Origin of the sequence: Desulfonispora thiosulfatigenes DSM 11270 (assembly GCF_900176035.1) — a bacterium.
Taxonomy (GTDB): domain Bacteria; phylum Bacillota; class Peptococcia; order Peptococcales; family Desulfonisporaceae; genus Desulfonispora; species Desulfonispora thiosulfatigenes.
The window spans coordinates 149,870-176,525 of sequence record NZ_FWWT01000008.1 but is presented as its reverse complement, the minus strand read 5'-3'; the positions used below and the strand labels follow the sequence as shown (position 1 = coordinate 176,525).

Here is a 26,656-nt window from a genome sequence, read left to right as displayed (position 1 = left end):
GGGAAGGGAGTGAAGATAAAGTGATCATTAAGACTCCAAGAAAAAAATTGCGTGCTAAAAAACATTTAAAAGTACGTCAAAAAGTAAATGGTACTCCAATGAGACCTCGCTTAAACGTTTATAGGAGCTTAAAAAATATCTATGCACAATTAATTGATGATGTGGCAGGTAAAACTTTAGTTGCTGCATCTACACTTGAGTTAGATGGCGTTGGTGGTAACATTGATGCAGCAAAGCAAGTGGGAGAATTAATTGCTAAAAAGGCTCTAGAAAAAGAAATTAAGCAAGTCGTTTTTGATAGAGGTGGAAATATCTTTCATGGTCGTATAAAAGCTTTAGCTGAAGGTGCTAGAGAAGGCGGTCTTGAATTTTAACTTATTGCAAGGGAGGGAAGAACCTTGGCTAGTATTGACCCAAGTAAGCTTGATTTGAACGAAAAGGTTGTTCATATCAATAGAGTTGCTAAAGTAGTTAAAGGTGGACGACGTTTTAGATTTAGCGCGTTAGTTGTTGTTGGTGATGGAAATGGTACTGTTGGAGTTGGTATGGGTAAAGCAGGTGAAGTTCCAGAAGCTATAAGAAAAGGAATTGAGGATGCTAAGAAAAACCTTATCACTGTTCCTGTAATTAATGGCACAATTCCTCATCAAATAAACGGAATTCATGGTGCTGCTAAAGTATTATTAAAACCAGCATCTGAAGGTACAGGAGTTATCGCTGGTGGCTCTGTACGTGCTGTTGTTGAATTAGCTGGAATCAAAAACATCCTTACTAAAATTTTAGGATCAGATTCTGCTTTAAATAACGTAAAAGCTACTATCGAAGGTTTATCATCATTAAAGAGAGCAGAAGATGTTGCTAAACTTCGTGGTAAAACAGTAGAAGAAATTCTAGGTTAGGAGGGATTAAAGTGTCAGAAAAAATCAAAGTTACCTTGGTTAAAAGTGTAATTGGATCAAACCAAAATCAAAGAAGAGTCGTTGAAACCCTCGGCCTTAGAAAATTGAATAGCTCTGTTGTTCATAATGATACTCCTAACATTAGAGGTATGGTTCATAAAATAAACCATTTGGTAATGGTAGAAAAAATTGATGCTTAATGAGGGAGGTGTCTATATTGAAACTCCATGAAATAAAACCTGATGAAGGTTCTAGACATAGTTTGAAACGTAAAGGTAGAGGTATTGGTAGTGGTCTAGGGAAAACTGCAGGTAAAGGTCACAAGGGTCAAAGAGCACGTTCAGGTGGTGGAAAAGGTCCAGCATTTGAGGGTGGTCAAACTCCGATCATTAGACGTTTACCAAAAAGAGGTTTTTCTAATGCTAGATTCAAAACGACTTTAGTGGCTATTAATGTTAGTGTTTTAGATCGTTTTGAAGCCAATACTGAAGTAACCCCAGCATTATTAAAACAAGCTGGTATTGTTAAGCAAATGAAAGACGGAATTAAAATTTTAGGAACGGGCGAGATTACAAAGCCATTAACTGTTAAAGTTCATGCCATTAGCCAAACAGCTAAAGAGAAGATCGAAGCTGTTGGAGGCAAAGTAGAGGTGATGTAAGTGCTTCAAGCACTAGGTTCAGCCCTAAAGATAGGAGAACTAAGACAGAAAATTGTATTTACAATGCTTATGTTTTTGGTTTTTCGAATTGGGGCACACATTCCTGTTCCAGGTATCAATTTAAGTGTTATAGAAAACTTAGTTAATGAAGGACAACTTTTAGGCTTCTTTGATGTAATTTCAGGTGGAGCTTTTAAGAAATTTTCAATTTTTGCGATGAGTATTACACCATATATTAACGCATCTATTATTATGCAGTTATTAACCGTGGTTGTCCCTTATCTTGAAGTTTTAGCCAAAGAAGGAGTAGAGGGACGTAAGAAGATTGCCGAGTATACCAGATATTTAACTGTTATACTTGGTTTTATTCAAGCTATAGGAATTTCTTTTGGTTTAAGAAAGGCTCTAATAGATCCTTCGATGCCAAGCATATTAGTTATAGCACTAACCTTAACAGCTGGAACAGCATTCCTAATGTGGTTAGGAGAAATGATAACTGAAAAGGGAATTGGTAACGGAATCTCATTAATTATTTTTGCAGGTATCGTTTCTAGTTTACCTGGTGGAATAGCTTCCATGTATAGTTATGTTAAAGCAGGAACTACAAACATTTTTGTTGTACTTATATTTTTAGTTTTAGCCTTATTTGTAATTGCAGCTATTGTTGCTATACAAGAAGGACAACGTAGAATACCAGTACAATATGCTAAGCGTGTAGTTGGGAGAAAGGTATATGGTGGTCAAAGTACTCATATTCCAATTAAAGTTAACTCAGCTGGCGTAATACCTGTAATCTTTGCAATGTCGATTCTAATGTTTCCAGGAACTATTGCTTCTTGGTTCCCTGATAGTAGTGTTGCAGTTTGGGTAAAGAATGCTTTCAACTTCCAATCACTGTTTTATAATTTTGTTTATGCAGTGTTTATTATATTCTTTACTTATTTCTACTCAGCTATTACTTTCAACCCAATGGATGTTGCAGACAATTTAAGAAAATATGGTGGTTTTATACCTGGTAGAAGACCAGGAAAACCAACTTCAGATTATATTCAAAAAGTAATGAGCCGAATTACTTTGTTCGGAGCCTTATTTTTAGCAGCTATAGCTGTATTACCTACTATTTTAATGACTGTTACAAAACTTCCAATTTATTTTGGAGGAACAGCTTTACTTATTGTTGTAGGTGTAACACTTGATACTATGAAACAGATGGAATCGTATTTATTAATGCGTAACTATGAAGGATTTATGAAATAAGAAAGCCCTTAGGGAGGGAATAAAATGAGAATAATCCTTATGGGACCTCCTGGTGCAGGAAAAGGCACACAGGCTGAAAAATTGGTTCAAAAGTTTAATATACCCCATATCTCTACAGGAGATATGTTTAGAAAGGCTATTAAAGATAGCACTGAATTAGGTTTAAAAGCAAAAAGTTTTATGGATCAAGGTAAATTAGTGCCTGATGAAGTTACTATTGGAATTGTAAAAGAACGTTTACAAGAATCTGATTGTGTAAAGGGCTTTTTATTAGATGGTTTTCCTAGAACTGTAGCTCAAGCTGATGCTTTAAGTGAAATTTTAAATGATTTAAATATATCCCTAAATGCAGTATTAGATATTCAAGTGCCTAAAGAAATTTTAGTTGACAGATTAACAGGACGTAGAATTTGCAAATCTTGCGGAGCTACCTATCATACTCTGTTTAATCCATCAATTAATGAGAAAGAATGCACTAAATGCAGCGGTGAACTATATCAACGTGCAGATGATTCTAGTGAAACTGTTAATAAACGTTTAGATGTTTATGCTGAACAAACAACCCCACTTATAAAATATTATCAAGAATTAGGATTGCTTAGTAGTATTGAAGGCAACCAACCTATGGATAAAGTTTTAAGTGATATTTGTTTAGTTTTAGGAGTTAATTAAGATGATTGTTCTTAAGTCTGATCGAGAAATTGCCTATATGCAAGATGCAGGGAAAATTGTTGCCGAAACGTTGGAGGAGTTAAGAAAAGCTGTAGCTCCAAATGTATCAACTAAAGATTTAGATATAATCGCTGAAGATTATATAACTTCTAAAGGAGCAGTTCCTGCCTTTAAAGGGTATTGTGGTTTTCCGGCTACAATATGTGCATCAATAAATGAACAAGTCGTGCATGGAATTCCTGGATTAAGGTCATTAGAACTTGGAGATATTATAAGTATTGATTGTGGTGCTGTTATTAATGGATACTATGGTGATGCGGCAAAGACTTTTGCTGTTGGTGATATATCTGAAGAAGTTAGTTCTTTATTAAACGTAACTGAAGAAAGCCTTTATAAAGGCATTGAAGAAGCTAAGATAGGAAATAGACTGTCAGATATATCAAATAGTATTCAATCTTATGTTGAATATAACGGATTTTCTATTGTGCGCGATTTTGTAGGTCATGGTATTGGATCAAGAATGCATGAAGAGCCACAAGTGCCGAACTTCGGAAATCCTGGGCATGGACCTCGTTTGAAAGCTGGTATGTGCTTGGCTATTGAACCCATGGTTAACATAGGAACCTATGAAGTAGAAGTTTTAGAAGACAATTGGACTGTTGTGACAAAGGATCATAAATTTTCGGCTCATTTTGAACACTCAATTGCAATAACGGAAAAAGGTCCGTTAATTTTAACTAAGTTATAGGTGATTATTATGACCTATAACTTACAAAGAGGGCAACTAGTTAAGTCAAATGCTGGTCGAGATAAAGGACGTTATTTCCTAGTTTATGATTGGGATTATGAATATGTTTATGTTGTCGACGGTGTTTTGCGTAAAGTTCAAAAACCAAAAAAGAAGAATCTTTGTCACCTCAGCTTTATAAAACAATATTCTGAATTAATACAATCAAGGTTTCAAAGTGGTGTTCCTATCACCAATGCTGATATACGTAAAGCTTTAAACAATTTTGAATAACGAGGGGGATAATGAATGTCAAAGGATGTAATTGAAGTTGAAGGTACTGTGCTTGAACCATTGCCAAATGCAATGTTTAAAGTAGAATTAGATAATGGGCATAAAATTCTTGCTCATGTTTCTGGTAAAATTAGAATGAACTTTATTAAAATATTACCAGGAGATAAAGTTACTATTGAACTTTCACCATATGATTTAACAAGAGGACGTATAACTTATCGTTTTAAATAAGCTCCGATAGTAGGGAGGAATAAATTATGAAAGTGAGAGCTTCTGTAAAACCTATTTGTGAAAAGTGTAAAGTTATTAAAAGACATGGTAAAATAATGGTTATTTGCCAAAATCCTAAACACAAACAAACACAAGGTTAAGATATTATTAAAGCAAGTGGGAGGTGCAACTAGATGGCAAGAATAGCGGGTGTTGACCTGCCTAGGGAAAAAAGGGTAATAATTGGTCTTACCTATATTTTTGGAATTGGAAATACTCAATCTAAAAGAATAGTGACTGAAGCAGGTGTGAATGCTGATACAAGAGTAAGAGATTTAACTGAAGAAGAAGTTAACAAATTACGTGAGATTATTGGTAGAATGTCTGTAGAAGGAGATCTTCGTAGACAAGTATCTTTAAATATTAAGCGCTTAGTCGAAATTGGTTGTTTTAGAGGGGTAAGACATCGTAGAGGTTTACCAGTAAGAGGACAACGTACAAAAACTAATGCAAGAACACGTAAAGGTAAAGTTAAAGCTGTTACTAAAAAGAAATAAGGGGTGATACTAGTAAATGGCTAAACCACGTAAAGCTACCTCAAGGGTAAAACGTAGGGAGCGTAAAAATATTGAAAAAGGTATGGCACATATAAAATCTACCTTTAACAATACACTTATAACTATTAGTGATGTAAACGGAAATGTTATTTCATGGGCAAGTGCTGGAGGAATGGGTTTTAAGGGCTCAAGAAAAAGCACTCCATTTGCAGCACAAATGGCTGCGGAGCAAGCAGCTAAAGCAGCTATGGAACATGGAATGAAAGAAGTAGAATGCTTAGTTAAAGGACCGGGTGCAGGAAGAGAAGCAGCTATTCGTTCTCTACAAGCCGCAGGGCTTGAAGTAAATATGATTAAAGATGTTACTCCAATTCCTCACAATGGGTGTCGTCCACCTAAAAGAAGAAGGGTTTAGGAGGTGTAATTAAATGGCAAGATATACAGGACCAGTTTGTCGTCTTTGTAGAAGAGAAGGCGTAAAGTTATACTTAAAAGGTGAACGTTGTTACTCGGATAAGTGTGCTATTGACAGAAGAACATATCCGCCTGGCCAACATGGTCAACGTCGTATAAAGCTAACTGAATATGGTATGCAATTAAGAGAAAAACAAAAAGCACGTCGTTCATATGGTGTACTTGAAGGTCAGTTCAGAAATTACTTTAAAAAAGCTGATAGACAGTCAGGTGTTACTGGTGAAAACTTATTAAAATTGCTTGAAAGAAGACTAGATAACGTAGTTTATCGTTTAGGATTTGCTGATTCAAGAGCACAAGCAAGACAATTAGTTCTTCATAACCACTTTACATTAAATGGAAACAAAGCCAACATTGCTTCAATGCAAGTAAAAGTTGGAGATGTTATTAAGTTAAAGGATAAAAGCAAGAAATCCCCTATCATTAATCAATTAGTTGAAAATTTAGGACAAAAAACTCCTCCAGTTTGGTTAGAGTTAGATACAAACAATCTTTCTGGTAAAGTTGTTAAATTACCTAACAGAGATGAGATTGACCTACCTATTCAAGAACAATTGATTATTGAATTGTACTCTCGGTAGTTAACAGTTACCTGGACTGTAATTGGGGTTATGCCAGGTATGACTAGGAGGGTTATTATGATTGAAATTGAAAAGCCCAAGGTTGAACGTATTGATGGAAAGCAAGATAGAAATTATGGTAAGTTTGTTATAGAACCTTTAGAAAGAGGTTTTGGAACTACTTTAGCTAATTCTTTGCGTCGTGTATTGTTGTCATCATTACCTGGTGCTGCTATAACATCAATAAAAATTGATGGAGTACTTCATGAGTTCTCTACTGTACCAGGTGTTGTAGAAGACGTAACAGATATAATTTTAAATTTAAAATCATTAGGATTTAGAATACATTCTGATGAGTCTCACGTATTGCATATAGAAGCAGAAGGTGAAGGTAAAATAACTGCAGCAGATATTAAAACAAATGCTGAGGTTGAAGTACTAGATCCTGATCTTCATATAGCTACTTTAGACACTAATGGTGTGTTGAATATGGAGTTAGTAGTTGAACGTGGAAGAGGTTACGTATCTGCTGAAAAGAATAAAAAAGAAAATCAGCAAATCGGAATAATTCCAATAGACTCGATATTTTCACCAGTTAAAAAGGTTAACTTTGCTATTGAACCAACTCGAGTAGGTCAAGATGCTAACTATGATAAACTTATTTTAGAAGTATGGACCAATGGTAGTATTGATCCAGATGAAGCAATAAGTTTAGCTGCCAAAGTTTTAAATGACCATTTAAACTTATTTATAGGTTTAACAGATAATATGGATGAAGTTGAAACAATGGTTGAAAAAGAAGAAGAAGAAAAAGATAAAGTTTTAGACATGACAATAGAAGAGCTTGATTTATCAGTGAGATCATATAATTGCTTAAAAAGAGCTGGAATTAACTCAGTATTAGAGTTAACTCAAAAGTCAGAAGATGATATGATGAAGGTTCGTAATTTAGGTAAGAAATCTCTAGAGGAAGTTGATGAAAAACTTCTTGAACTAGGATTAAGTTTGCGTTCAACAGATGAATAGACTTTCAATTCTTGGCGCAAAGGAGGTTAGGTAAATGGGATACAGAAAATTAAATCGTAATAGTAGTCAACGTAGAGCAATGTTAAGAAACTTAACAACATCTTTACTAAAAAGTGGACGTATTGAAACCACAGAACCAAAGGCTAAAGAGTTAAAAAGAATAGCTGAAAAAATGATTACTTTAGGTAAGCGTGGAGACCTAGCTGCCCGTCGACAAGCTTTAGCTTATATGACAGATGAGACAGTAGTTACAAACTTATTTGAAGAAATCGCTCCTAAGTTTGCTGAGAGACAGGGTGGATATACTCGTATTTTAAAAATAGGACCACGTCGCGGAGATGCAGCTCCAATGGCAATTATTGAATTGGTTGAATAGTTATGAATTAAGAGGTCAGGAGCATTTTCCTGGCTTCTGTTACTATAGAGCCAAATAATAATGCCTTTATAGGTTAGTAATTATCAAGAATAAGATATTTATTTTTAAAAGGTGATAATATGATTGAAATCAGAAACCTTACTCATAAATATATATCTGTTAATGATCACACGACAACCGCTGTTGATAATATGGATATAAGTATCAAATCTGGTGAATTTGTTGTTATTTTAGGACATAATGGTTCTGGTAAATCAACATTATCTAAGCATTTGAATGCTTTATTATTACCATCAGAGGGACAGGTTTTAATTAACAGTTTAAACACATCAGATGAATCAAAACTATGGGATATCAGACAGCAAGTAGGCATGGTTTTTCAAAACCCAGATAACCAGATAATTGCAACCATTGTGGAGGAAGATGTAGCTTTTGGTCCAGAAAATCTAGGAATTGAACCAATAAAAATTAGACAAAGAGTAGATGAAGCTTTAAAGATGGTAGATATGTATGAGTTCAGAGATAAGGCTCCTCATTTATTATCTGGTGGACAAAAACAAAGGATAGCTATAGCTGGTATTATTGCAATGCGTCCAAAGTGTTTAGTGTTAGATGAGCCAACTGCAATGCTTGATCCCTCAGGTAGAAAAGAAGTTATGGAAACTATCGTAAAACTCAATAAAGAAGAAGGTTTAACTATTGTTCATATAACTCATTATATGGAAGAAGCTGTTTTGGCTGATAGGGTTATTGTGATGGAGGCAGGCAAAGTAGTTTTAGAAGGAAAGCCAAAAGATGTATTTTTGGAAATTGAAACTTTAAAAGATTTAAGATTAGATGTTCCTCCAATTACAGAGTTAGCAGTTTTATTAAACAAAGAGCTACCAAATATATCAAGAGACATACTAACAATAGATGAAATGGTGAATGCTTTATGTCCATAAAAATTGAAAATTTATTCTATACATACCAGCCAGGTACTCCTTTTGAGACTCATGCTTTAAAGGATGTAAATATAGAAATAGAAGATGGAGAATTTTTAGCTGTTATTGGTCATACAGGTTCGGGTAAATCTACACTTATTCAACATTTAAATGGGTTAATTAAACCTACACAAGGGAAAATTTGTATTGATGGTTCGGAGTTATGGACAAAAAATACAAGTATTAAAACAGTTAGAAGTAAGGTAGGTTTAGTTTTTCAATATCCAGAACATCAACTTTTTGAAGAGACTGTATTAAAAGATGTCTCTTTTGGGCCAAGTAATTTAGGCATTTCACAAGATGAAGTAGAAAAAAGGGCACAAGAATCATTAAACGTAGTAAATCTAGATTTTGAAGCGATAAAAGATAAATCCCCTTTTGATCTTAGTGGTGGACAGAAGCGAAGAGTAGCTATAGCTGGGGTATTGGCTATGAAGCCAAGTTATTTAGTGCTAGATGAGCCAACAGCCGGTTTAGATCCAAAAAGTAGAGATGAAATTTTAGAGCAAATTAAATATTTACATGAAAAACTGAAAATAACCATTATCTTAGTTTCCCATAGCATGGATGATGTAGCTAAATATGCAGACCGAATACTAGTTATGCATAAAAGTGAAGTTAAAATGTTGGGTACACCACAAGAGGTGTTTAAACAACATAAAGAGTTACAAATGATAGGACTCGACATACCTACTGTAACTAAATTGCTATATAAGTTAAAAGAAAAAGGGTTAAATGTTAATACAGATATCATTAATACCATTGAAGCTAAAGATGAAATTGTTCGTGTTCTAATGAAGGGAAGTGTGACTAATGCTTAAAAATATAACTATTGGTCAATATTTCCCAGGTAATTCGCCTATTCATAAATTAGACCCTCGAACTAAAATCTTGTCAATCGTATTTTATATGATCTCTTTGTTTATAATTAATAATTTTACTGGATATTTGTATACAGTTGTCTTTTCAATTATTATTATTTTGCTTTCACAGATACCGGTTAAACTATATATTAAAGGTTTAAAACCGTTAATATTAATAATAATTTTAGCAGTTAGTTTGAATATATTTATGACACCCGGTACTGTAATTTATAAATATGGGTTTTTAAAGGTTACTGAAGAAGGATTACGACAAGGTATCTTTATGGGTACAAGATTAATTCTACTTGTTACAGTGACTTCTGTTTTAACCTTAACAACGACACCTATCTCCTTAACTGATGGAATCGAAAGTATTTTAAAACCTTTTAAGAAGTTTGGTGTTCCAGCTCATGAATTAGCTATGATGATGTCCATTGCTTTAAGATTTATACCCACGTTAATTGAGGAAACTGAGAAAATCATGAAAGCTCAAATGGCTAGGGGTGCCGATTTTGAAAGTGGAAATTTAATCAGAAGAGCAAAAGCTCTTGTACCTTTATTAGTTCCTTTGTTTTTAGGTGCATTTAGAAGAGCCGATGATCTAGCTATGGCTATGGAAGCAAGATGCTATAGGGGTGGAGACAATCGCACTAGGATGAAACAATTAAACTATTCTAATCTAGATTTTATTACATTTTTTATTATACTTTTCTTTTTTGTATTTAGTATTTATACTAGATGGTTTTAGGTGGTAAAATGAAAAGAAATATTAAACTTACAATACAATATGATGGTACAAATTATTATGGGTTTCAAAGACAAGCTGGTAGAAATATTGACACAATTCAAGGAAAGTTAGAACTATGCTTAGCAAAAGTCTTCAAGGAGCCTATAAAGGTAAGGGGATCGGGTAGAACTGATGGTGGTGTTCATGCTGAGGGACAAGTTGTTAGTTTCTTTACAACTTCAGTTATTCCAGTTGAAAAAATAGCGTTAGCATTAAATCACAGATTGCCTAGAGATATTATTGCCTTAAAAGCTGAAGAGGTAGATTTGAATTTTCATGCTCAATATCATGCATTTGGAAAAAAATATGTATATTCTTTTTATCAGGGGGTAACTCCATCTCCTTTTTACAGATTGTATTCTTATTTCGTTCCATATCAATTAGATTTTGAAAAAATGGAGGCAGCTTGCACCCTTTTAAAAGGAACGCATAATTTTAAAGCCTTTTCATCTTCAGGATCTAATGTGAAAACGTTTGAAAGAACTATCTATGATATTGATCTAATTAAGAATGGTAACCACTGGCAGGTTAGTATAAGTGGAAACGGATTTTTATATAATATGGTTAGAATAATAGTAGGAGCACTGATAGATATAGGTAGGGGCAGACTAGATATATCATGCATAGAAGAAGCTCTAGAAACTACTAATCGTAATTTATTAGGTAAAAAGGCACCACCACATGGACTCTGTTTAAAAGAAGTATATTATTCTCCTATTAATTATGAAGAATAATATTGACACAGCTGGTACCGTGTATTAGAATACTAATATGCCTATTTTGTGGTTAATGATCCAGAGCCCCGGATTGTGACACATAAACTTATAAATAATTTGGACCTTAGATATTAGGGAGGGAAAGCAAGTGCGTACTACTTACATGGCAAAGCCAAGTGAAGTTGAAAGAAAATGGTACATCATTGACGCTGCTGGTAAAACTTTAGGTAAATTATCAACAGAGGCTGCAACAATTTTAAGAGGTAAACATAAACCAACTTATACTCCGAATGTTGATTGTGGCGATCATGTAATTGTTATTAATGCAAGTGAAGTTGTTTTAACTGGTAACAAATTAGATCAAAAGACATATTATCATCATTCTCGTTTTGTGGGTGGTCTTAAGACTATGCCTTATAGAGAATTATTAAGTAAAAAACCTGAATTAGCTGTTGAGCATGCAATTAAAGGTATGCTTCCACATAATCGTTTGGGTAGACAAATGTATAAAAAGTTAAATGTTTATAGAGGATCTGAACATCCTCATCAAGCTCAAAAACCTGAAAACTTAGGTTAAGAGAAGGAGGCTTACTAGTGAATAAAGTACAATACTATGGAACAGGTCGTCGTAAATCTTCTATAGCAAGAGTAAGACTAGTACCTGGTGATGGACAAATAATCGTTAACGGTAAAGAAGTTTTTGATTACCTATGCAAAAGAACATTAGAAATGATCGTTAAGCAACCATTAATGCTTACAGAAACTGAAGGTAGATTTAATGTTATCTGTAAAGTACAAGGTGGAGGAGCAACTGGCCAAGCTGGTGCTATTAGATTAGGTATTGCAAGAGCTTTAATCGAATCTGATGAAAACTTACGTCCTGTTTTAAAATCTGCAGGTTTCTTAACAAGAGATCCAAGAATGAAAGAAAGAAAGAAATATGGTTTAAGAGGTGCAAGACGTTCACCTCAGTTCTCAAAACGTTAATATTAGCAAAAACAAAAACCCCGCAAACACTAAGTTTACGGGGTTTTCTTCTGTCTAAATGTCTATGAAAATACGCTGATTTATATCGATATCTAACGCATAACCAAAACGTAGTTAACACACAACTAAAGCAAAGTTACCACAAAATTAATATATAACTTAGTAATAATTATTACACAACTATTTTGGGCTCTTTTCAGCTAAGTGTTTAATAAGTCCAGAATGAATTGCATAAGCAATGCGATATTGGTACTCCGAGCTATTTAAAAGGTCTGATTCTTCAGGATTAGATAGAAATCCTAATTCGATGATAATAGCTGGTATTTCAAGATTTTCGAACAAAAAGGTATCTTGACGAGCGAGTGCTTGACGCTTAGTGTTTTTGAGTTGAGCAATGATTTCTTTTTGAATATTTGTCGCAATCAATTTGCTTTCTTCATTATGTGGATCATAAAAGGTTTGAGCACCTTGCCATTTAGGCGAAGGGATACTGTTGCAATGGATAGATATAAACAAGTCTGCTTCATTGTCCTTAGCTATTTGTACCCTTTTTTGTAAATCAGTACGTAACTTTTGAATTAATTTACCATTTTCATTTGGATCTACTAAGTCAGAATCATCTTCCCGAGTTAATAAAACTCTAGCTCCAGCTTCTTGGAGTATAAATTGTAACTGTTTGGATACTGCTAAATTGACGTCTTTTTCCATGATGTTATCATCATTAATTTTTCCCGGAAATATCCCACCATGACCTGGATCAATTACTACCTTTTTCCCTGCAACAACCCAAGAAAGTGTTTCCAAATGCTCAGTTTCCTTTCCATAACTATAAAATAGATAAGTAAAACATGATACTACAAAAATACTTAAAACTGTGCCGAACAATATAACCTTTTTGGAATTATAAGATAACTTAAGTTTCATCAAATCACCCTTACATAGTATAAGTAGTAATGATTATTCATTATTTGAAAAAATATGAGTAAAAAAAGGTGTCATAATATTTATGATAAAAGTAATATCTTAGAGTAAGATCAAATTTAAAGGAAATAAATATTATGAAAAAAAGATGGCTTATTATTGGTGGAGTGTTATTAATTATTGTGGCGTCTACCCTAACTGCGAGAATGAGTGATGAAAAGAGAAGTACAGTTAATTTACAGGAGTATACGTTAACTGATTTACCAATCACGCTAAGTATTCCAGCAACAACTACTGTTAAAGAAGACATTATCGAAGATAAGAGAGAGGTGGTATTTAGTAGTTATTTAAATGATAAAAAACTGAACTATTGGGGACATATTCAAGTATGGAATGTGGATAATTTGGAAAAGTTTTTAGATTCTAGTAAATCTACAAGTGTATATAATTTTATAGAATATACTAAGGAAAGGATTAAGATAAATAATCTTGAAGGGTTTTTAGTAAAGTGGACGGCAACTTTTCAAAATGATAGAACTATTACATCACAAGAGTATTTTCTAAAAAAGGAAGGCAGTAAGGAAGTGTTAAGAATTTCTTTCTTAGTTAATGGAGATAAAATAGATCAAGGTTTACATGAAGTAATTAAACAGGTTATAGCGAGTGTGAAATGGGCAAAATAGAAAAAAGAAGGCTTTGGTTAATAACCAAAGTCTTCTTTTTTTATACATGATACGCTTATTTTGTCAAAAGGAAGATGTATATATTTCGCATTAAAATGTAAAGGTCTTTTAGGATTTAAACCCATATACATAATTCAGTAATAAGTAACATTTATAATTAAATTTAATTAATTTTTTATAATTAATTAGTTTATTTACGAGAAAAGGATTGAATAATTATTCATATAAATGTATAATTATAAAAACACTAAATTAGTATATTAAAATTTAATTATATAAATGGAGGGATCAAGGTGGAGTTAATTAAAGGTGGGATAACAGCTCCCCAAGGATTTAAGGCAAGTGGTATAAGTGCCGGAATTAAAAAAAATGGCAAAAAGGACGTTGCAATTGTTTGCTCTGAAGTACTTTGTAAGGCAACCAGTGTTTATACAATAAATAAATTTAAAGCAGCTCCTTTAATAGTAACTGGGGAGAATTTAGCTAATAAAAGAGCAAGTGCTATTGTAATTAATAGTGGCGTAGCAAATGCATGTATGGGTGCACAAGGTTTAGAAGATGCAAAACAAATGGCTTTAATAACTGGAGAAGTCTTAAATATAAATGAGCTGGATGTAGTAGTAGCTTCAACAGGTGTAATTGGTGTTCCTCTTCCTATGAAAAATGTTAAAAATGGAATCATTGAAGCAGCAAAGATAGTTGCTAAAGATGGAAACATTGATGCAGCTGAGGCTATAATGACAACAGATTCTGTAATGAAAGAGTTAGCTTATACAGTAAGGATTGGAAATTGTGATGTAAAAATAGGTGCGATGGCTAAAGGATCCGGAATGATTCATCCTAACATGGCTACAATGCTTGGATTTATAACAACAGATGCAAATATAGAAGAAAATTGTTTAGATGGTATTTTGAAAGAAGCTGTAAAGGCATCATTTAATATGATTTCTGTCGATGGTGATACTAGCACAAATGATATGGTAGTTATAATGGCTAATGGTATGGCTAATAATGAGGAAATAAACACTAATAGTGAAAATTTAGATGCTTTTAAAAATGCTATTACTCATGTATGCACAGAGTTAGCTAAATTAATTGCTAAAGATGGCGAAGGAGCAACTAAACTTTTGGAAGTAGAAGTAATAGGAGCCTTATCTTTAGAAGATGCAAGATTAGGAGCTAAATCTATTTGTTCTTCTAATCTAGTAAAAACAGCTATGTTTGGTGAAGATGCCAATTGGGGCAGGATAGTGACAGCTCTTGGTTACTCAGGTGCTGAGATAGATCCATTAAAGGTTGATGTATATTTGGGAAATCTTTTAATGGCTAAAGCAGGCACGGGGCTAGCATTTGATGAAGATAAAGCCTTAGAAGTTTTAAAAGAAAAGGATGTCAAAGTTAAAGTAGATTTAAACTTAGGTACTTATAGTGCTAAATCTTGGGGATGCGACTTATCATATGAATATGTTCGAATTAATGGTGAATATCGTTCTTAAAATATTTATTTAGAGGTGAATGACATGGAAAATTTAGTAGAAATGGGAAAAGAGTATATTTTTAATAACTATGGCCGTATACCAAAGGTAATAGTAAAAGGTGAAGGCTCTTATGTGTGGGATAGCGAGGGGAAGAAGTATCTTGATTTTGTAGCAGGTATAGCAGTGAACAATTTAGGCCATTGTCCAAAGGAATTAGTAGAAGCAATTAAAGAACAAGCTGAGAAACTTCTTCATTGTTCAAACCTATATTGGATTGAACCACAAATAAAACTAGCTAAAAAACTAGTAGAAAACTCTATTTTTGATAAAGTCTTTTTTTGTAATAGTGGAGCTGAAGCTAACGAAGCGGCAATAAAATTAGCTAGAAAATGGGGAAATGGACGCTATGAAATAATTACTATGGAAAAATCCTTTCATGGTCGTACCTTGGCTACTTTAGGAGCAACTGGTCAAGAAAAGTTCCACAAAGATTTTTTACCTAAAGTAGATGGCTTTTTACATGTTCCTTTTGGGGATGTGGAAAAACTTAAAAACACTATTGGTCCTAAGACCTGTGCTGTTTTACTCGAGGTTATTCAAGGTGAAGGTGGCGTAAATGTTCCAAATGAAGAATATTTAAAAGAAGTAGAAAAAATATGTAAAGACAATAACTTATTATTTATTATAGATGAAGTCCAAACCGGGATGGGGCGTACTGGAAAAAGATTTGCATATGAAAACTTTGACTTAAATCCAGATATAATTTCTCTAGCGAAAGGATTAGGTGGGGGTTTACCGATAGGCGCAATACTTGCGAAAGATGAAATTGCAAATGTATTTAAACCAGGAGACCATGGCTCAACCTTTGGTGGTAACCCTTTAGTAACTAGTGGTAGCTTAGCCATATGTGAAAAAATCTTTGATGATAAATTCATGCAAGAAGTTGTAGATAAAGGAGAATATTTCAGAGGGAAATTAAATAGCTTAAAAGAAAAATATGCATGCATTAAAAAAGTAAAAGGTCTTGGTTTAATGATAGGTTGCGACATAGATATTAATGCACAGGACATAGTTAATTTATGTTTTGAAAAAGGATTAATTATTAATGGGATAGCAGGGCAAACTTTACGATTTGTGCCTCCATTAACTGCTACAATTAAAGAGATCGATTTAGCAATAGAGATTTTAGACGAGGCCTTTGGGGAGGTTTAATATGAACGGAAAACTAATTTTAGAAGATGGTTCATGTTTTACAGGCGAAATTTTTGGATGCGAAGGGATCATATCTGGTGAAATAGTTCTCAACACATCTATGGTAGGATATCAGGAGATTATAACAGATCCATCTTATGAAGGACAAATTGTTTTGCTCACATATCCGGTCGTAGGCAATTATGGAATTAACGATTCAGACTTTGAAACGATCAAACCTTGTATTAAGGGTTTGATACTCAGGGAAAAGTGTGAATATTACAATAATTATCAAGCTAAAGAAAGTTTGAAGGAATATTTAAATAAGCATAAAATTATCGGCATATCTGGTATAGATACACGAGCATTAACCAGACTTATTTGTGCAAAAGGAAGTATGAAAGGAATTATAACAAATAATGATTTTCCTAAAGAGGAGATAGCTCGGTTTATAGAAAAAACAGATAACAAAAAAGAGTGTTCACAAGATTCAAATTCAATAACTTCAGAAATTAGTCATATTCCAGGTAAAGGTGCAAAGGTTGTTTGTTTAGATTATGGACTTAAAAATAGCATTTTACAGGGCTTAAAAGAGCAAGATTTTGACCTTTATATTATGCCTAGAACTACAAAAGTAAGTGAGATAATGAAGCTAGATCCAGCAGGAGTGTTTTTATCTAATGGACCAGGTAATCCCAAGGATATGAATGAAAGTATAGAAACTATTAAGTCTCTGATTAATGAAATCCCTATTTTGGGGGTAGGGCTAGGTCATCAATTACTTTGTCTTTCCTTAGGGGCAGATACTTATAGACTTAAAGCTAGCCATAGGGGAGCAAATCATCCAGTTAAGGATTTAATTCATGACAGGGTATATATAACAAATCAAATTCATGGATATGCAGTTAATATTGAAGATTTACCAGGAGATTTAATAGTTACACATATAAATTTAAATGATAATACTATTGAAGGAATAAAGCATAAAAGTTTGCCAATATTTTCGGTTCAATATCATCCTAATATTAATCAAGGTTATGAAGATTGTGCCTATGTATATACAGAATTTAAAAAAGTGATAAATGGTTAGGAGGAACTTAGATGCCGAAAAGAAAAGATTTAAAAAAGATAATGGTTATTGGATCTGGGCCAATTATCATTGGGCAAGCAGCAGAATTTGACTATGCAGGTACTCAGGCTTGTAAGTCTTTAAAAGAAGAAGGTATAGAAGTAGTTTTAGTAAATAGTAATCCAGCTACTATTATGACTGATGAAAATATAGCTAATAAAGTATATATCGAGCCTTTAAACCTGGAAACATTAACTAAAATTATAGAAAAAGAAAGGCCTGATGGTATTATACCTGGTCTTGGTGGGCAAACTGGTTTAAATCTTGCCTGTGAATTATCTGATGCGAAGGTTTTAGAGAAATATAAGGTAGAATTATTAGGAACTAGTTTAACAGCGATAAAAAAGTCAGAAGATAGAGAAGAATTTAAAGATACAATGATTTTATTAAACGAGCCTATTCCAAAAAGTGTTATTATTACCAAAGTAGAAGAAGCTAAAGTTTTTGCTAAAGAGGTAGGATTTCCAGTTATAATTAGGCCAGCTTATACTCTTGGAGGAACAGGGGGAGGCCTAGCGAGAAATGAGCAAGAATTAGAAGCAATTGTGAGTTTGGGTTTACATGCAAGTAGAATTGGTCAGGTTCTGTTAGAACAAGGCATTTTAGGGTGGAAGGAAATTGAAATTGAAATTATGCGTGATAGAAAAAATAATTGCATAATTATTTGTAGTATGGAAAATTTTGATCCTATGGGAATTCATACTGGTGATAGTATTGTCTTTGCCCCTACTCAAACCCTGACGAATAAACAATTTCAAATAATCAGAAAAGCAGCTATTAAAATTATTAGGAGCCTTGAAATTGAAGGTGGTTGTAATATTCAATTTGGATTTGACCCTAAAAGTAATAATTATGTTGTAATTGAAGTAAATCCACGTTTATCTAGATCAAGTGCATTAGCATCAAAGGCTACAGGATATCCAATTGCAAAAATTGCTACTAAGATTGCTATTGGGTATAGCTTAGATGAATTAAAGAATCCAATTACAGGAACAACGAGTGCTTGCTTTGAGCCTAGTATAGATTATGTAGTAACTAAAATCCCTAGATGGCCTTTTGATAAATTTCCAACGGCTAATAGACTCCTTGGTACTCAGATGAAAGCCACGGGCGAAGTAATGGCAATTGAGCGCACCATAGAAGCGAGTCTTTTAAAAGCAGTAAGATCTTTAGAAACAGGAGAAAATGGATTGCTTTTAAAAAATTCAGGAAGTCTTTCGGATGTTGAACTAGAAAATAGATTAAAATATGCAGATGATGAAAGGCTATTCATCATAGCTGAGGCTTTTAGAAGAAATTGGCCTATTAAAGAAGTTGGACTTTTAACTCTAATAGATAAATTTTTCTTGGCTAAAATTAAAAATATTATTGATATGGAATTTAGCATAAAGAATGAATCCTTAAAACAAGAATTATTAATTAAAGCTAAAAGAATGGGATTTAGTGATGCTTATATTGCTAATCTAAAAGGCATTGATATTGACGAAGTTACTAAATTACGAATGGAAAATAATCCTAAGCCTGTTTATAAGTCTGTAGATACATGTGCTGGAGAATTTACTGCAAGAACGCCTTATTATTATTCATGTTATGAACAAGAAAATGAATTAAAGAAAAGTAATAAAGATAAGGTTATTGTTTTAGGATCAGGGCCAATTAGAATAGGGCAAGGAATTGAATTTGACTATTGTTCAGTTCATGCTGTGTGGGCACTTCGTGAAGCTGGTTTTGAAGCAATTATTATCAATAATAATCCAGAAACTGTTAGTACTGACTTTGATACATCGGATCGTTTATATTTTGATCCTTTAGATTTAGAGGATGTTGTTAATATTATTAATGAAGAAAAACCAAAAGGAGTTATTGTACAATTTGGTGGTCAAACGGCAATAAATTTAGCTGAAAAACTTAGTGCTAAAGGAATTAATATTTTCGGCACAACCGTAGAAAATATCGATATCGCTGAAGATCGCAAGAAATTCGAAAGGTTTTTAAAAGAATTAGAAATACCTCAAACTAAAGGTAAAACAGCTACAAAGGTTAATGAAGTAGAAAATATTGCAAATGAATTAGGGTTTCCTCTACTTGTTCGCCCTTCTTACGTATTAGGTGGTAGGGCTATGAAAGTAGTATATAATATGGAGGAACTTATTCAATATGTAGAGTCAGCTGTAGATATTTCTTTTAATAAACCAATTTTGATAGATAAATATATCGAAGGAAAAGAAATAGAAGTTGATGCTATTTGTGATGGTGAAACAGTAATTATTCCAGGAATAATGGAACACATAGAAAGAGCAGGGGTTCATTCAGGAGATAGTATGGCTGTTTACCCTACTCAAGATGTAAGTAAAAATATTAAAGATAAGGTAATTAAGTATACTAAGATGATAGGAAAAGGACTAAAGATTAAAGGGATATATAATATTCAGTTTGTTATAGCAAATGAACAAGCTTATGTAATAGAAGTTAATCCAAGGGCCTCTAGAACTGTTCCGATTTTAAGTAAAGTTACAGGACTTCCATTAATTAAACTAGCTACTTGGGCTATGCTTGGTAGAAAGTTTAAATCATTAGGATATTCAGAAGGACTTTGGCCTGAGCCTAATTATGTAGTTGTAAAATCTCCAGTGTTTTCTTTTGAAAAATTATCACAAGTAGAAACTTCGTTAGGCCCGGAAATGAAATCAACAGGAGAAGTTTTAGGAATAGATGATAATTTTGGCTGCGCTTTGTATAAAGCCATAACAGCTAGCGGTAAAAGATTGCCTGGTAGCGGAAGTGTCTTAGTATCGGTAGCTAAAAGAGACTTAGAAGAAGCCCTACCAATTGTCCTAGGATTAGAGTCTAAAGGATTTCAGATTTTAGCAACTAATAATACAGCAAAATTTCTAAATGAGCACGGGGTAAATGGTATCTTAGTTGAAAACCCATTAGAATCTATCAAAGAAGGTAAAGTCCATTTAGTTATAAATACTCCTTCTAAAGGAAAAAGTCAAAAAACATTAGGCTTTAAAATGAGAAGACTAGCAGCAGATAACTTTATTCCATGTTTTACATCTCTAGATACAGCGCAGGCTTTTTTAGAGACAACTGATATAAATTTCAAAGATCTTAAGTATCAACCAATTAAAGAATACTTATCCAATAATAAAGAAGGCTGGAATTATTGTAGTAATATGGTGTAATAAAAGTATTTAATTTAAATTTCTGACTATTTATTCTTCCCTACTTGATTCTAAACTATATCAAGTAGGGACATTTTTTATATAGCAAAAGAAATTATCTATTAATTGGGATTTTCCCAGTTTAACGACCTACCCACAGCCTTTGTCCATTCAGAATAAAATTTTTCCCTTAGTTCATTTTTCATATAAGGTTTAAATATTTTATCAACTGACCATTTTTCAGCGATTTCTTCTTGTGTTTCCCAAAAGCCTACAGCTAAACCAGCTAAATATGCTGCCCCAAGTGCGGCTGTTTCTATAACTTTAGGGCGATCTACGCTGACATTTAAAATATCAGATTGAAATTGCATTAAAAAATTATTAATAACTGCCCCACCATCAACTTTTAAAGCCTTGAGATTTATACCTGAATCTTCTTGCATGGCTTCTAGGACATCCCTGGTTTGATATGCTATTGATTCTAAAGATGCTCTAATAATGTGATCTCTATTAGCTCCTCGAGTAAGGCCTAAAATACTTCCTCTAGCATACATGTCCCAATAAGGTGCACCTAAACCAACGAAACCAGGAACTACATAAACGCCATTATTATCTTTTACTCTGGTAGCAAAATATTCACTATCTTTAGCATCATCAATCAATTTTAATTCATCTCTTAACCACTGAATAATAGCACCTGCTATAAATATACTCCCTTCTAAAGCGTAGGTTACTTTACCATTTAGTCCCCAAGCTATCGTTGTTAAAAGTCCATTGTTAGATGAAATTATTTTATCACCTGTATTCATTAACATAAAGCAACCAGTTCCATAGGTATTTTTAGCCATTCCAGGTTCAAAGCATCCTTGGCCAAATAAAGCAGCTTGTTGATCACCTGCTATACCTGCAATCGGTATTTCTGCTCCACCAAAGGTTTTTTCATCTGTAAGACCATAAATTTCACTGGAAGGTTTAACTTCTGGTAACATGGATAAAGGGATGTCTAATTCTTTTAGTATTTTTTCATCCCATGATAGACTCTTAATATTAAAGAGCATTGTTCTTGAGGCATTAGAGTAGTCCGTTACGTGCACTTTACCTCTAGTAAGGTTCCATATTAGCCATGTATCAACAGTACCGAATAATAATTCCCCTTTAACCGCCTTTTCTCTTGCTCCTTTAACATTATCAAGTATCCATTTTATTTTTGTTCCTGAAAAATAAGCATCGATAACAAGTCCCGTGTTTTCTTTGATATAACTTTTTAATCCTTTTTCTTTTAATTCATCACAAATATGAGCAGTTCTCCTGCATTGCCAAACAATAGCATTACAAATAGGCTTACCTGTACTTTTATCCCATACAATAGTTGTTTCTCTTTGATTTGTGATACCTATAGCGGCTACTTCAGTAGGCCTGATACCAGTTCGTTCTAGAACTTCCCGAGCCATAGCACTTTGAGTGGCCCATATTTCCATAGGATCATGCTCAACCCAACCGCTTTTAGGATAGATTTGGGTAAATTCTTTTTGAGCCATATTAATTAATTCACCTTGATGATTAAATATTATAGCTCTAGAGCTGGTAGTACCTTGGTCTAAGGCTAAGATATAATTTTTCTGCATCTAATCCCTTCCTTACATACAGTTAGTTTCTAATACATTAATAATACCATGGATTATTAACTGTAGAAATTCAGATATTGATAAAACCAGCTAATATGCAGAGAAATAGGAATTAATTGTATACTTAAGGGTATTAGTAGAATTTTTTGGAATGCCAAGCGAGTTTTAGAACGCTCTACATATTTGAATAAAGAAATAAAAATTACACAGTACAAAGTTCTAAGGATTAAACCTTGGCTCAAAGGTAGTTTCATAAATCGCACCATAAGAGCATTACTTTCCTCAAGAACTCCTAAAGAGTGCATCCCATAATAAGTTATTAAATAGTCAAGCATCATCAAAATAAATAATAAGGTTAAGATAAAATTGGCTGAAAAATTTATTTTAAAATTTAATCGTTTAGTAAGCTGCATAATAATACTCCTTGAAATCATACTTATTATGGAGTATTCCCTAGAGGGAAAAAATTAAACACCTTACTGCATCTTAGTATTTACAAGCGATATATACGTTATAGATGAGTGAAAATTATAAATTAGCTGTTAAAATATACATTTACTATAACAGAGAATAAATATATTTATGTATTATAACAAAAAGGTGTGCGTTAGGACTTGTCAGATAAACCTAAGTATAGTAACATATAACCTACAACTTATCAGATAAGGATTGAGTGCAGGTTGTAAGGTTATGTTTCCAAACCTTTTTATAATTAAAACATTTTCAACAAGGGGGAATTATATGAATAAATCTAACATTGATGCAAAAATATTTTGGCCATCGTTACTGGTGATAATAGGGGTTACTTTGGCACTAGCAATGAATACTGAAACAGCGGAACCAGTTTTAAATAATCTGTTAACTTCTATTACCTATAATTTTGACTGGTTATTTGAATATTTAACTGTTGGAGTTTTTCTGTGGTTAATTTGGTTAGCCTTTGGTAAATATGGACGTATAAAGCTAGGGGGACCAGAAGATAAACCTGAATTTTCTAAGATTAGCTGGATTGCTATGATGTTTTGTGCTGGAATGGGTACAAGCATAATGTTTTGGTCTATTATGGAGCCTGTTTACTATATGGGTGGGCCTCCCTTTGGCATTGAACCTTTTTCTAATGCTGCTAATGAATGGGCTCTTGCCTATGGTTTATTTCATTGGGGATTCACCGCCTGGGCTATTTACTGGATACCAGGAGTTGCGATTGCATACTCATTTTATGTTCGTAAACAACCTTCCTTAAAAATAAGCACAGCTTGTAAAGGTATATTAGGTAAACATGCTGATGGATTAATAGGTAAAATAATTGATATTATGATTATATGGGGTTTAGTTGGAGGACTTGGAACTTCATTAGGATTAGGTGTGCCTATGGTTTCAGAAATAGTAAGTGAAATTTTCAGCATTCCTCAATCATTTGAGTTAAGTGTAGCAATTGTAATAATTTGGACTATTATTTTTGGTACTAGTGTTTTCTTTGGGCTTAAAGGAATTCAAAAGCTAAGTGATATAAATATATACCTTGCCATAGGAATAGCAATTTTTGTATTTTTAGTTGGTCCAACACTATTTCTTTTATCAAACTTTACTAATAGTTTTGGGTTAATGATGCAAAATATTGTTCGCATGAGTTTTTCAACTGATCCTTTTGTAAAAGGTGGCTTTCCACAAAGTTGGACAGTATTTTACTGGGCTTGGTTTGCTGCAACTGCGCCATTTATGGGACTTTTTGTAGCTCGTATTTCTAAAGGTCGTACAATTAGAGAATTCATTACCACAGGTTTAGTTTGGGGCCCAATTGGTGGGTGGGTATATTTTGCTGTTTTCGGTGGGTATGCTATTCATCTAGAGACAAATGGTATAGTATCGTTAACTGATATTGCTAATACAAGTGGTGGACCAGCTGCTATTGTTGCATTATTTAAAACATTGCCTTTAAGTCAATTAATACTACCTGTATTTTTAGTTTTAGCATTTATATTTTTAGCTACATCTTTAGATTCTGCTACTTATATATTATCAGCTATTGCTACCAAAGAATTAAAAGATGGTGAAGAACCAGCCCGCTGGCATAGATTGTTATGGGCTGCTGTATTGGCTTTTATGGCTTTATCTTTGTTAAAAATTGGTGGGTTAAATGTAATCCAAACCTCTTCAGTGTTGGTAGCTATACCAGTAGTAGTTATATTCTTTTTATTAATTGGTTCTGTAATGAAATGGTTAAAAGAAGATTTTGGTTATCTTGATAATAAAGGGCCAATTTCTAGAGATGATAAAATGATGAAATAAGAAGTCATGTAGCCTATTGGTTAATATGTCTTAATTATACTGATAAATAGAAAGGTTGATATAGTTGGTTTTCAATATAAGAGATTCACAAAAACGTAGTATAATGACAGAATTTCCTAGGGAAATAGAAAAAATCAAACATATTTGGATTCCGATGTCTGATGGAGCAAGATTAGCAGCAACTATTTGGCTTCCAAAAGATGCAGAAGAAAATCCAGTACCAGCTATTTTAGAATATATTCCGTATCGTAAAAATGATTTTACAGCTATTAGAGACTCAGCAAGACATCCTTATTTTGCAGGGCATGGATATGCGTGTATTCGTGTGGATATTAGGGGATCAGGCGACTCAGATGGCATTTTATTAGATGAATATTTAAAACAAGAGCAAGATGACGCTTTAGAAGTATTAGATTGGATAGTAAAGCAGTCCTGGTCTACAGGTTCAATAGGTATGATTGGTAAATCATGGGGTGGATTTAGCGGTCTCCAAGTAGCTGCACGAAAACATCCAGCTTTAAAAACTATTATTACCCTGTGTTCTACTGATGACCGTTATGCTGATGATGTGCATTATAAAGGGGGCACTATTTTATCAAGCGATATGCTGTGGTGGGCATCAACTATGTTTGCTTATAATGCAAGGCCCCAGGATCCCGAGGTAGTTGGAGAATCTTGGAGGGAAAATTGGCTTGATAGACTAGAAAATACCCCTCCTCATGTAGAAGAGTGGGTAAGACATCAAAGAAGAGATGCTTATTGGAAGCATGGTTCAGTATGTGAAGATTATTCTGATTTAGAAATTCCCGTTTTTGCTGTAAGTGGCTGGCAAGATGGTTATACCAATGCGGTATTTAGAATAATTGAAAATGTACCCAATAGTAAGGGTCTAATTGGTCCATGGGCACATGAATATCCTGAAGTAGCGATACCAGAACCTGCTATTGGATTTTTACAAGAGTGCTTAAAATGGTGGGATAAATGGTTAAAAGGAAAAGAAACTGGCATTATGGATGGACCTAAATTAATTTCGTGGATTCAAGATAGTGAATTACCAAAGGTAAGTTATGATGAAAGACCTGGAAAATGGGTGGGAGATAAAGATTGGCCTTCTACTACAGTAAATAATAAATCTCTATGGCTAACACAAGGACAGCTTTTAAATGAAGCCAAAGAAGGCGAAGAATTTATTATTCCAAGTGTCCAGAATCATGGATTTTATGCAGGCGTATTTTGTCCCTTTGGACAACCAGGTGACTTACCCTCAGATCAACGCGCTGAAAATGGTAAAGCAGTGGTTTTTACTTCAAAGCCCTTAGACGAAACAATTGAACTATTAGGTCACCCTGTTTTTAATGTTAAGGTTTCCTCTGATCAGGAAAATGCGTTATTAGCCGTAAGATTATGTGATAAAGCGCCTACGGGTGAATCTACTTTAATTAGCTGGGGAATATTAAATTTAAACCACCTGAATTCTCATGAACATCCTGAAAAGTTAGTGCCAGGAGAAAAATATATTGTTTCAATTAAGTTAAATGCTTTAGGACAACAAATTCCAAAAGGTCACCAGTTGGAGGTAGCCGTGTCACCAACTTATTGGCCACAAGCATGGCCTTCGCCTAAACCAGTTAATTTAACAATATATTCTGGAGAAGATACTCACATCTCATTACCAGTTAGAACACCTCAAAACGAAGATGGTGCATGTGCCAATTTTGCGGGTCCTGAAACTGCCCAGGTAATGGAGATGGAAGTTTTAAGAAAGGAAAAAAGGACAAGAAACCTTTCTCAAGACATGATTACAGGTCAGTGGAAATTAGAGGACTTTTCAGACGAGGGTGAAAGAAAGTTAAGCGAAAATGGTATTGAACATGGCAGTATCAATAAAAATACCTATAGTATTAACGAAAATGATCCCCTATCAGCTCGTGTAACCTGTGAATGGGAATTAAAAGTAGGAAGAAAAGAGTGGCAAACTAAATTAAAAACCTTTAGTGAAATGAAAAGTGATGAAAAGAATTTTTATTTAACGAATACTTTAATAGCCCTAGAAAATGAACAAGAAATATTTAAGAAAACTTGGGAAACTGAAATTCCAAGGGATTTTAATTAAATTGAATCGCT

General features: G+C 33.6%; 31 protein-coding genes. 28 read left to right on the top strand and 3 right to left on the bottom strand.

The features are described 5' to 3' along the window. The first annotated feature begins 20 nt into the window (after window positions 1-20). The 21 genes from rplR (at window position 21) to rpsI (ending at window position 12,049) form a co-directional block, all read left to right on the top strand. The gene (gene rplR / locus B8965_RS02680) at window positions 21-374 is read left to right on the top strand and encodes a 50S ribosomal protein L18 (RefSeq protein ID WP_084052327.1); all 354 of its coding nucleotides are present in this window, start codon (window positions 21-23) and stop codon (window positions 372-374) included. 24 nt (window positions 375-398) lie between these two features. Continuing rightward, complete coding sequence (gene rpsE, locus B8965_RS02675) at window positions 399-899, top strand: 30S ribosomal protein S5 (protein WP_084052326.1); 501 nt, start codon at window positions 399-401, stop codon at window positions 897-899. Window positions 900-910: 11 nt separating this feature from the next. After that, window positions 911-1,099: a 50S ribosomal protein L30 gene (gene rpmD / locus B8965_RS02670; RefSeq protein ID WP_084052325.1), complete on the top strand. Its 189-nt coding sequence runs from the start codon at window positions 911-913 to the stop codon at window positions 1,097-1,099. Between the two features lie 17 nt (window positions 1,100-1,116). Further along, the gene (gene rplO / locus B8965_RS02665) at window positions 1,117-1,560 is read left to right on the top strand and encodes a 50S ribosomal protein L15 (RefSeq protein WP_084052324.1); all 444 of its coding nucleotides are present in this window, start codon (window positions 1,117-1,119) and stop codon (window positions 1,558-1,560) included. Continuing rightward, window positions 1,561-2,817, top strand: a complete 1,257-nt coding sequence (secY, locus tag B8965_RS02660; RefSeq protein WP_084052323.1) for a preprotein translocase subunit SecY — start codon at window positions 1,561-1,563, stop codon at window positions 2,815-2,817. Window positions 2,818-2,841: 24 nt separating this feature from the next. Continuing rightward, the gene (locus B8965_RS02655) at window positions 2,842-3,489 is read left to right on the top strand and encodes an adenylate kinase (RefSeq protein ID WP_084052322.1); all 648 of its coding nucleotides are present in this window, start codon (window positions 2,842-2,844) and stop codon (window positions 3,487-3,489) included. A 1-nt stretch (window position 3,490) separates the two neighbouring features. Further along, on the top strand, window positions 3,491-4,237 hold the full coding sequence (gene map, locus B8965_RS02650; RefSeq protein WP_084052321.1) for a type I methionyl aminopeptidase: 747 nt from the start codon (window positions 3,491-3,493) through the stop codon (window positions 4,235-4,237). 9 nt (window positions 4,238-4,246) lie between these two features. Further along, window positions 4,247-4,510, top strand: a complete 264-nt coding sequence (locus tag B8965_RS02645) for a KOW domain-containing RNA-binding protein (RefSeq protein ID WP_084052320.1) — start codon at window positions 4,247-4,249, stop codon at window positions 4,508-4,510. 15 nt (window positions 4,511-4,525) lie between these two features. Further along, entirely contained in the window at window positions 4,526-4,741 is a 216-nt protein-coding gene (gene infA / locus B8965_RS02640) for a translation initiation factor IF-1 (protein WP_084052319.1), read from the top strand. A gap of 26 nt (window positions 4,742-4,767) precedes the next feature. Next, window positions 4,768-4,881 (top strand): 50S ribosomal protein L36, encoded by a 114-nt coding sequence (rpmJ, locus tag B8965_RS02635; RefSeq protein WP_084052318.1) that lies wholly within the window; start codon window positions 4,768-4,770, stop codon window positions 4,879-4,881. Window positions 4,882-4,914: 33 nt separating this feature from the next. After that, entirely contained in the window at window positions 4,915-5,277 is a 363-nt protein-coding gene (gene rpsM / locus B8965_RS02630) for a 30S ribosomal protein S13 (protein WP_084052317.1), read from the top strand. 16 nt (window positions 5,278-5,293) lie between these two features. After that, window positions 5,294-5,692, top strand: coding sequence for a 30S ribosomal protein S11 (gene rpsK, locus B8965_RS02625; RefSeq protein WP_084052316.1), 399 nt, complete (start codon window positions 5,294-5,296; stop codon window positions 5,690-5,692). 13 nt (window positions 5,693-5,705) lie between these two features. Continuing rightward, on the top strand, window positions 5,706-6,332 hold the full coding sequence (gene rpsD / locus B8965_RS02620; RefSeq protein WP_084052315.1) for a 30S ribosomal protein S4: 627 nt from the start codon (window positions 5,706-5,708) through the stop codon (window positions 6,330-6,332). A 57-nt stretch (window positions 6,333-6,389) separates the two neighbouring features. After that, a complete protein-coding gene (locus B8965_RS02615) occupies window positions 6,390-7,337 on the top strand; it encodes a DNA-directed RNA polymerase subunit alpha (RefSeq protein WP_084052314.1) in 948 nt (315 codons plus the stop codon). Window positions 7,338-7,371: 34 nt separating this feature from the next. Then, the gene (gene rplQ, locus B8965_RS02610; RefSeq protein ID WP_084052313.1) at window positions 7,372-7,713 is read left to right on the top strand and encodes a 50S ribosomal protein L17; all 342 of its coding nucleotides are present in this window, start codon (window positions 7,372-7,374) and stop codon (window positions 7,711-7,713) included. Window positions 7,714-7,832: 119 nt separating this feature from the next. Next, window positions 7,833-8,657 carry an energy-coupling factor transporter ATPase gene (locus tag B8965_RS02605; RefSeq protein ID WP_084052312.1) on the top strand — a complete coding sequence of 275 codons (825 nt, stop codon included), beginning with the start codon at window positions 7,833-7,835 and terminating at the stop codon, window positions 8,655-8,657. Next, entirely contained in the window at window positions 8,648-9,517 is an 870-nt protein-coding gene (locus B8965_RS02600; protein ID WP_084052311.1) for an energy-coupling factor transporter ATPase, read from the top strand. The genes B8965_RS02605 and B8965_RS02600 overlap by 10 nt, the downstream gene beginning before the upstream one ends. After that, on the top strand, window positions 9,510-10,307 hold the full coding sequence (locus B8965_RS02595; RefSeq protein ID WP_084052310.1) for an energy-coupling factor transporter transmembrane component T family protein: 798 nt from the start codon (window positions 9,510-9,512) through the stop codon (window positions 10,305-10,307). Before B8965_RS02600 ends, B8965_RS02595 begins: the two co-directional genes overlap by 8 nt. An 8-nt stretch (window positions 10,308-10,315) precedes the next feature. Further along, a complete protein-coding gene (truA, locus tag B8965_RS02590; protein ID WP_084052309.1) occupies window positions 10,316-11,080 on the top strand; it encodes a tRNA pseudouridine(38-40) synthase TruA in 765 nt (254 codons plus the stop codon). Between the two features lie 130 nt (window positions 11,081-11,210). Then, a complete protein-coding gene (gene rplM, locus B8965_RS02585) occupies window positions 11,211-11,639 on the top strand; it encodes a 50S ribosomal protein L13 (RefSeq protein ID WP_278336318.1) in 429 nt (142 codons plus the stop codon). Window positions 11,640-11,656: 17 nt separating this feature from the next. After that, window positions 11,657-12,049 (top strand): 30S ribosomal protein S9, encoded by a 393-nt coding sequence (gene rpsI, locus B8965_RS02580; RefSeq protein WP_084052308.1) that lies wholly within the window; start codon window positions 11,657-11,659, stop codon window positions 12,047-12,049. A gap of 180 nt (window positions 12,050-12,229) precedes the next feature. Here the strand turns inward: rpsI and B8965_RS02575 are convergent, their stop codons facing one another. Continuing rightward, window positions 12,230-12,973 (bottom strand): N-acetylmuramoyl-L-alanine amidase, encoded by a 744-nt coding sequence (locus B8965_RS02575; protein WP_084052307.1) that lies wholly within the window; start codon window positions 12,971-12,973, stop codon window positions 12,230-12,232. Window positions 12,974-13,107: 134 nt separating this feature from the next. Between B8965_RS02575 and B8965_RS02570 the strand changes: the two genes are divergently transcribed. From B8965_RS02570 to carB, 5 genes are all read left to right on the top strand, one after another. Next, window positions 13,108-13,653, top strand: coding sequence for a hypothetical protein (locus tag B8965_RS02570; RefSeq protein ID WP_084052306.1), 546 nt, complete (start codon window positions 13,108-13,110; stop codon window positions 13,651-13,653). A gap of 287 nt (window positions 13,654-13,940) precedes the next feature. After that, window positions 13,941-15,149 carry a bifunctional glutamate N-acetyltransferase/amino-acid acetyltransferase ArgJ gene (argJ, locus tag B8965_RS02565; protein WP_479723336.1) on the top strand — a complete coding sequence of 403 codons (1,209 nt, stop codon included), beginning with the start codon at window positions 13,941-13,943 and terminating at the stop codon, window positions 15,147-15,149. A 24-nt stretch (window positions 15,150-15,173) separates the two neighbouring features. Then, window positions 15,174-16,343, top strand: a complete 1,170-nt coding sequence (locus tag B8965_RS02560) for an aspartate aminotransferase family protein (protein WP_341451572.1) — start codon at window positions 15,174-15,176, stop codon at window positions 16,341-16,343. Window position 16,344: 1 nt separating this feature from the next. Further along, window positions 16,345-17,412 carry a glutamine-hydrolyzing carbamoyl-phosphate synthase small subunit gene (carA, locus tag B8965_RS02555; protein ID WP_084052304.1) on the top strand — a complete coding sequence of 356 codons (1,068 nt, stop codon included), beginning with the start codon at window positions 16,345-16,347 and terminating at the stop codon, window positions 17,410-17,412. Between the two features lie 11 nt (window positions 17,413-17,423). Further along, window positions 17,424-20,639: a carbamoyl-phosphate synthase large subunit gene (carB, locus tag B8965_RS02550; RefSeq protein WP_084052303.1), complete on the top strand. Its 3,216-nt coding sequence runs from the start codon at window positions 17,424-17,426 to the stop codon at window positions 20,637-20,639. 101 nt (window positions 20,640-20,740) lie between these two features. On the opposite strand, the gene glpK is transcribed toward carB, so the two are convergent. Continuing rightward, window positions 20,741-22,243: a glycerol kinase GlpK gene (gene glpK, locus B8965_RS02545; protein ID WP_084052302.1), complete on the bottom strand. Its 1,503-nt coding sequence runs from the start codon at window positions 22,241-22,243 to the stop codon at window positions 20,741-20,743. 56 nt (window positions 22,244-22,299) lie between these two features. Then, a complete protein-coding gene (locus B8965_RS12650; RefSeq protein ID WP_084052301.1) occupies window positions 22,300-22,656 on the bottom strand; it encodes a DUF5658 family protein in 357 nt (118 codons plus the stop codon). 328 nt (window positions 22,657-22,984) lie between these two features. Here B8965_RS12650 and B8965_RS02535 point away from each other — a divergent pair, with 328 nt between their 5' ends. Together B8965_RS02535 and B8965_RS02530 are read left to right on the top strand one after the other, a co-directional pair. Further along, entirely contained in the window at window positions 22,985-24,532 is a 1,548-nt protein-coding gene (locus B8965_RS02535) for a BCCT family transporter (protein ID WP_084052300.1), read from the top strand. A 64-nt stretch (window positions 24,533-24,596) separates the two neighbouring features. Continuing rightward, window positions 24,597-26,645, top strand: a complete 2,049-nt coding sequence (locus B8965_RS02530) for a CocE/NonD family hydrolase (RefSeq protein ID WP_084052299.1) — start codon at window positions 24,597-24,599, stop codon at window positions 26,643-26,645. Window positions 26,646-26,656: the final 11 nt, after the last annotated feature.

Excerpts from the sequence above, each read along its gene's own strand:
- carB (WP_084052303.1), top strand. The coding sequence starts at position 17,424 with ATGCCGAAAAGAAAAGATTTAAAAAAGATAATGGTTATTGGATCTGGG.
- B8965_RS02535 (WP_084052300.1), top strand. The coding sequence starts at position 22,985 with ATGAATAAATCTAACATTGATGCAAAAATATTTTGGCCATCGTTACTG.
- B8965_RS02615 (WP_084052314.1), top strand. The coding sequence starts at position 6,390 with ATGATTGAAATTGAAAAGCCCAAGGTTGAACGTATTGATGGAAAGCAA.
- B8965_RS02600 (WP_084052311.1), top strand. The coding sequence starts at position 8,648 with ATGTCCATAAAAATTGAAAATTTATTCTATACATACCAGCCAGGTACT.
- glpK (WP_084052302.1), bottom strand. The coding sequence starts at position 22,243 with ATGCAGAAAAATTATATCTTAGCCTTAGACCAAGGTACTACCAGCTCT.
- rplQ (WP_084052313.1), top strand. The coding sequence starts at position 7,372 with ATGGGATACAGAAAATTAAATCGTAATAGTAGTCAACGTAGAGCAATG.
- map (WP_084052321.1), top strand. The coding sequence starts at position 3,491 with ATGATTGTTCTTAAGTCTGATCGAGAAATTGCCTATATGCAAGATGCA.
- B8965_RS02595 (WP_084052310.1), top strand. The coding sequence starts at position 9,510 with ATGCTTAAAAATATAACTATTGGTCAATATTTCCCAGGTAATTCGCCT.
- B8965_RS02575 (WP_084052307.1), bottom strand. The coding sequence starts at position 12,973 with ATGAAACTTAAGTTATCTTATAATTCCAAAAAGGTTATATTGTTCGGC.
- B8965_RS02605 (WP_084052312.1), top strand. The coding sequence starts at position 7,833 with ATGATTGAAATCAGAAACCTTACTCATAAATATATATCTGTTAATGAT.
- rpsD (WP_084052315.1), top strand. The coding sequence starts at position 5,706 with ATGGCAAGATATACAGGACCAGTTTGTCGTCTTTGTAGAAGAGAAGGC.
- B8965_RS02645 (WP_084052320.1), top strand. The coding sequence starts at position 4,247 with ATGACCTATAACTTACAAAGAGGGCAACTAGTTAAGTCAAATGCTGGT.
- B8965_RS02655 (WP_084052322.1), top strand. The coding sequence starts at position 2,842 with ATGAGAATAATCCTTATGGGACCTCCTGGTGCAGGAAAAGGCACACAG.
- truA (WP_084052309.1), top strand. The coding sequence starts at position 10,316 with ATGAAAAGAAATATTAAACTTACAATACAATATGATGGTACAAATTAT.
- B8965_RS02560 (WP_341451572.1), top strand. The coding sequence starts at position 15,174 with ATGGAAAATTTAGTAGAAATGGGAAAAGAGTATATTTTTAATAACTAT.
- B8965_RS12650 (WP_084052301.1), bottom strand. The coding sequence starts at position 22,656 with ATGCAGCTTACTAAACGATTAAATTTTAAAATAAATTTTTCAGCCAAT.
- rpsM (WP_084052317.1), top strand. The coding sequence starts at position 4,915 with ATGGCAAGAATAGCGGGTGTTGACCTGCCTAGGGAAAAAAGGGTAATA.
- rpsK (WP_084052316.1), top strand. The coding sequence starts at position 5,294 with ATGGCTAAACCACGTAAAGCTACCTCAAGGGTAAAACGTAGGGAGCGT.
- carA (WP_084052304.1), top strand. The coding sequence starts at position 16,345 with ATGAACGGAAAACTAATTTTAGAAGATGGTTCATGTTTTACAGGCGAA.
- infA (WP_084052319.1), top strand. The coding sequence starts at position 4,526 with ATGTCAAAGGATGTAATTGAAGTTGAAGGTACTGTGCTTGAACCATTG.
- rpmJ (WP_084052318.1), top strand. The coding sequence starts at position 4,768 with ATGAAAGTGAGAGCTTCTGTAAAACCTATTTGTGAAAAGTGTAAAGTT.
- B8965_RS02570 (WP_084052306.1), top strand. The coding sequence starts at position 13,108 with ATGAAAAAAAGATGGCTTATTATTGGTGGAGTGTTATTAATTATTGTG.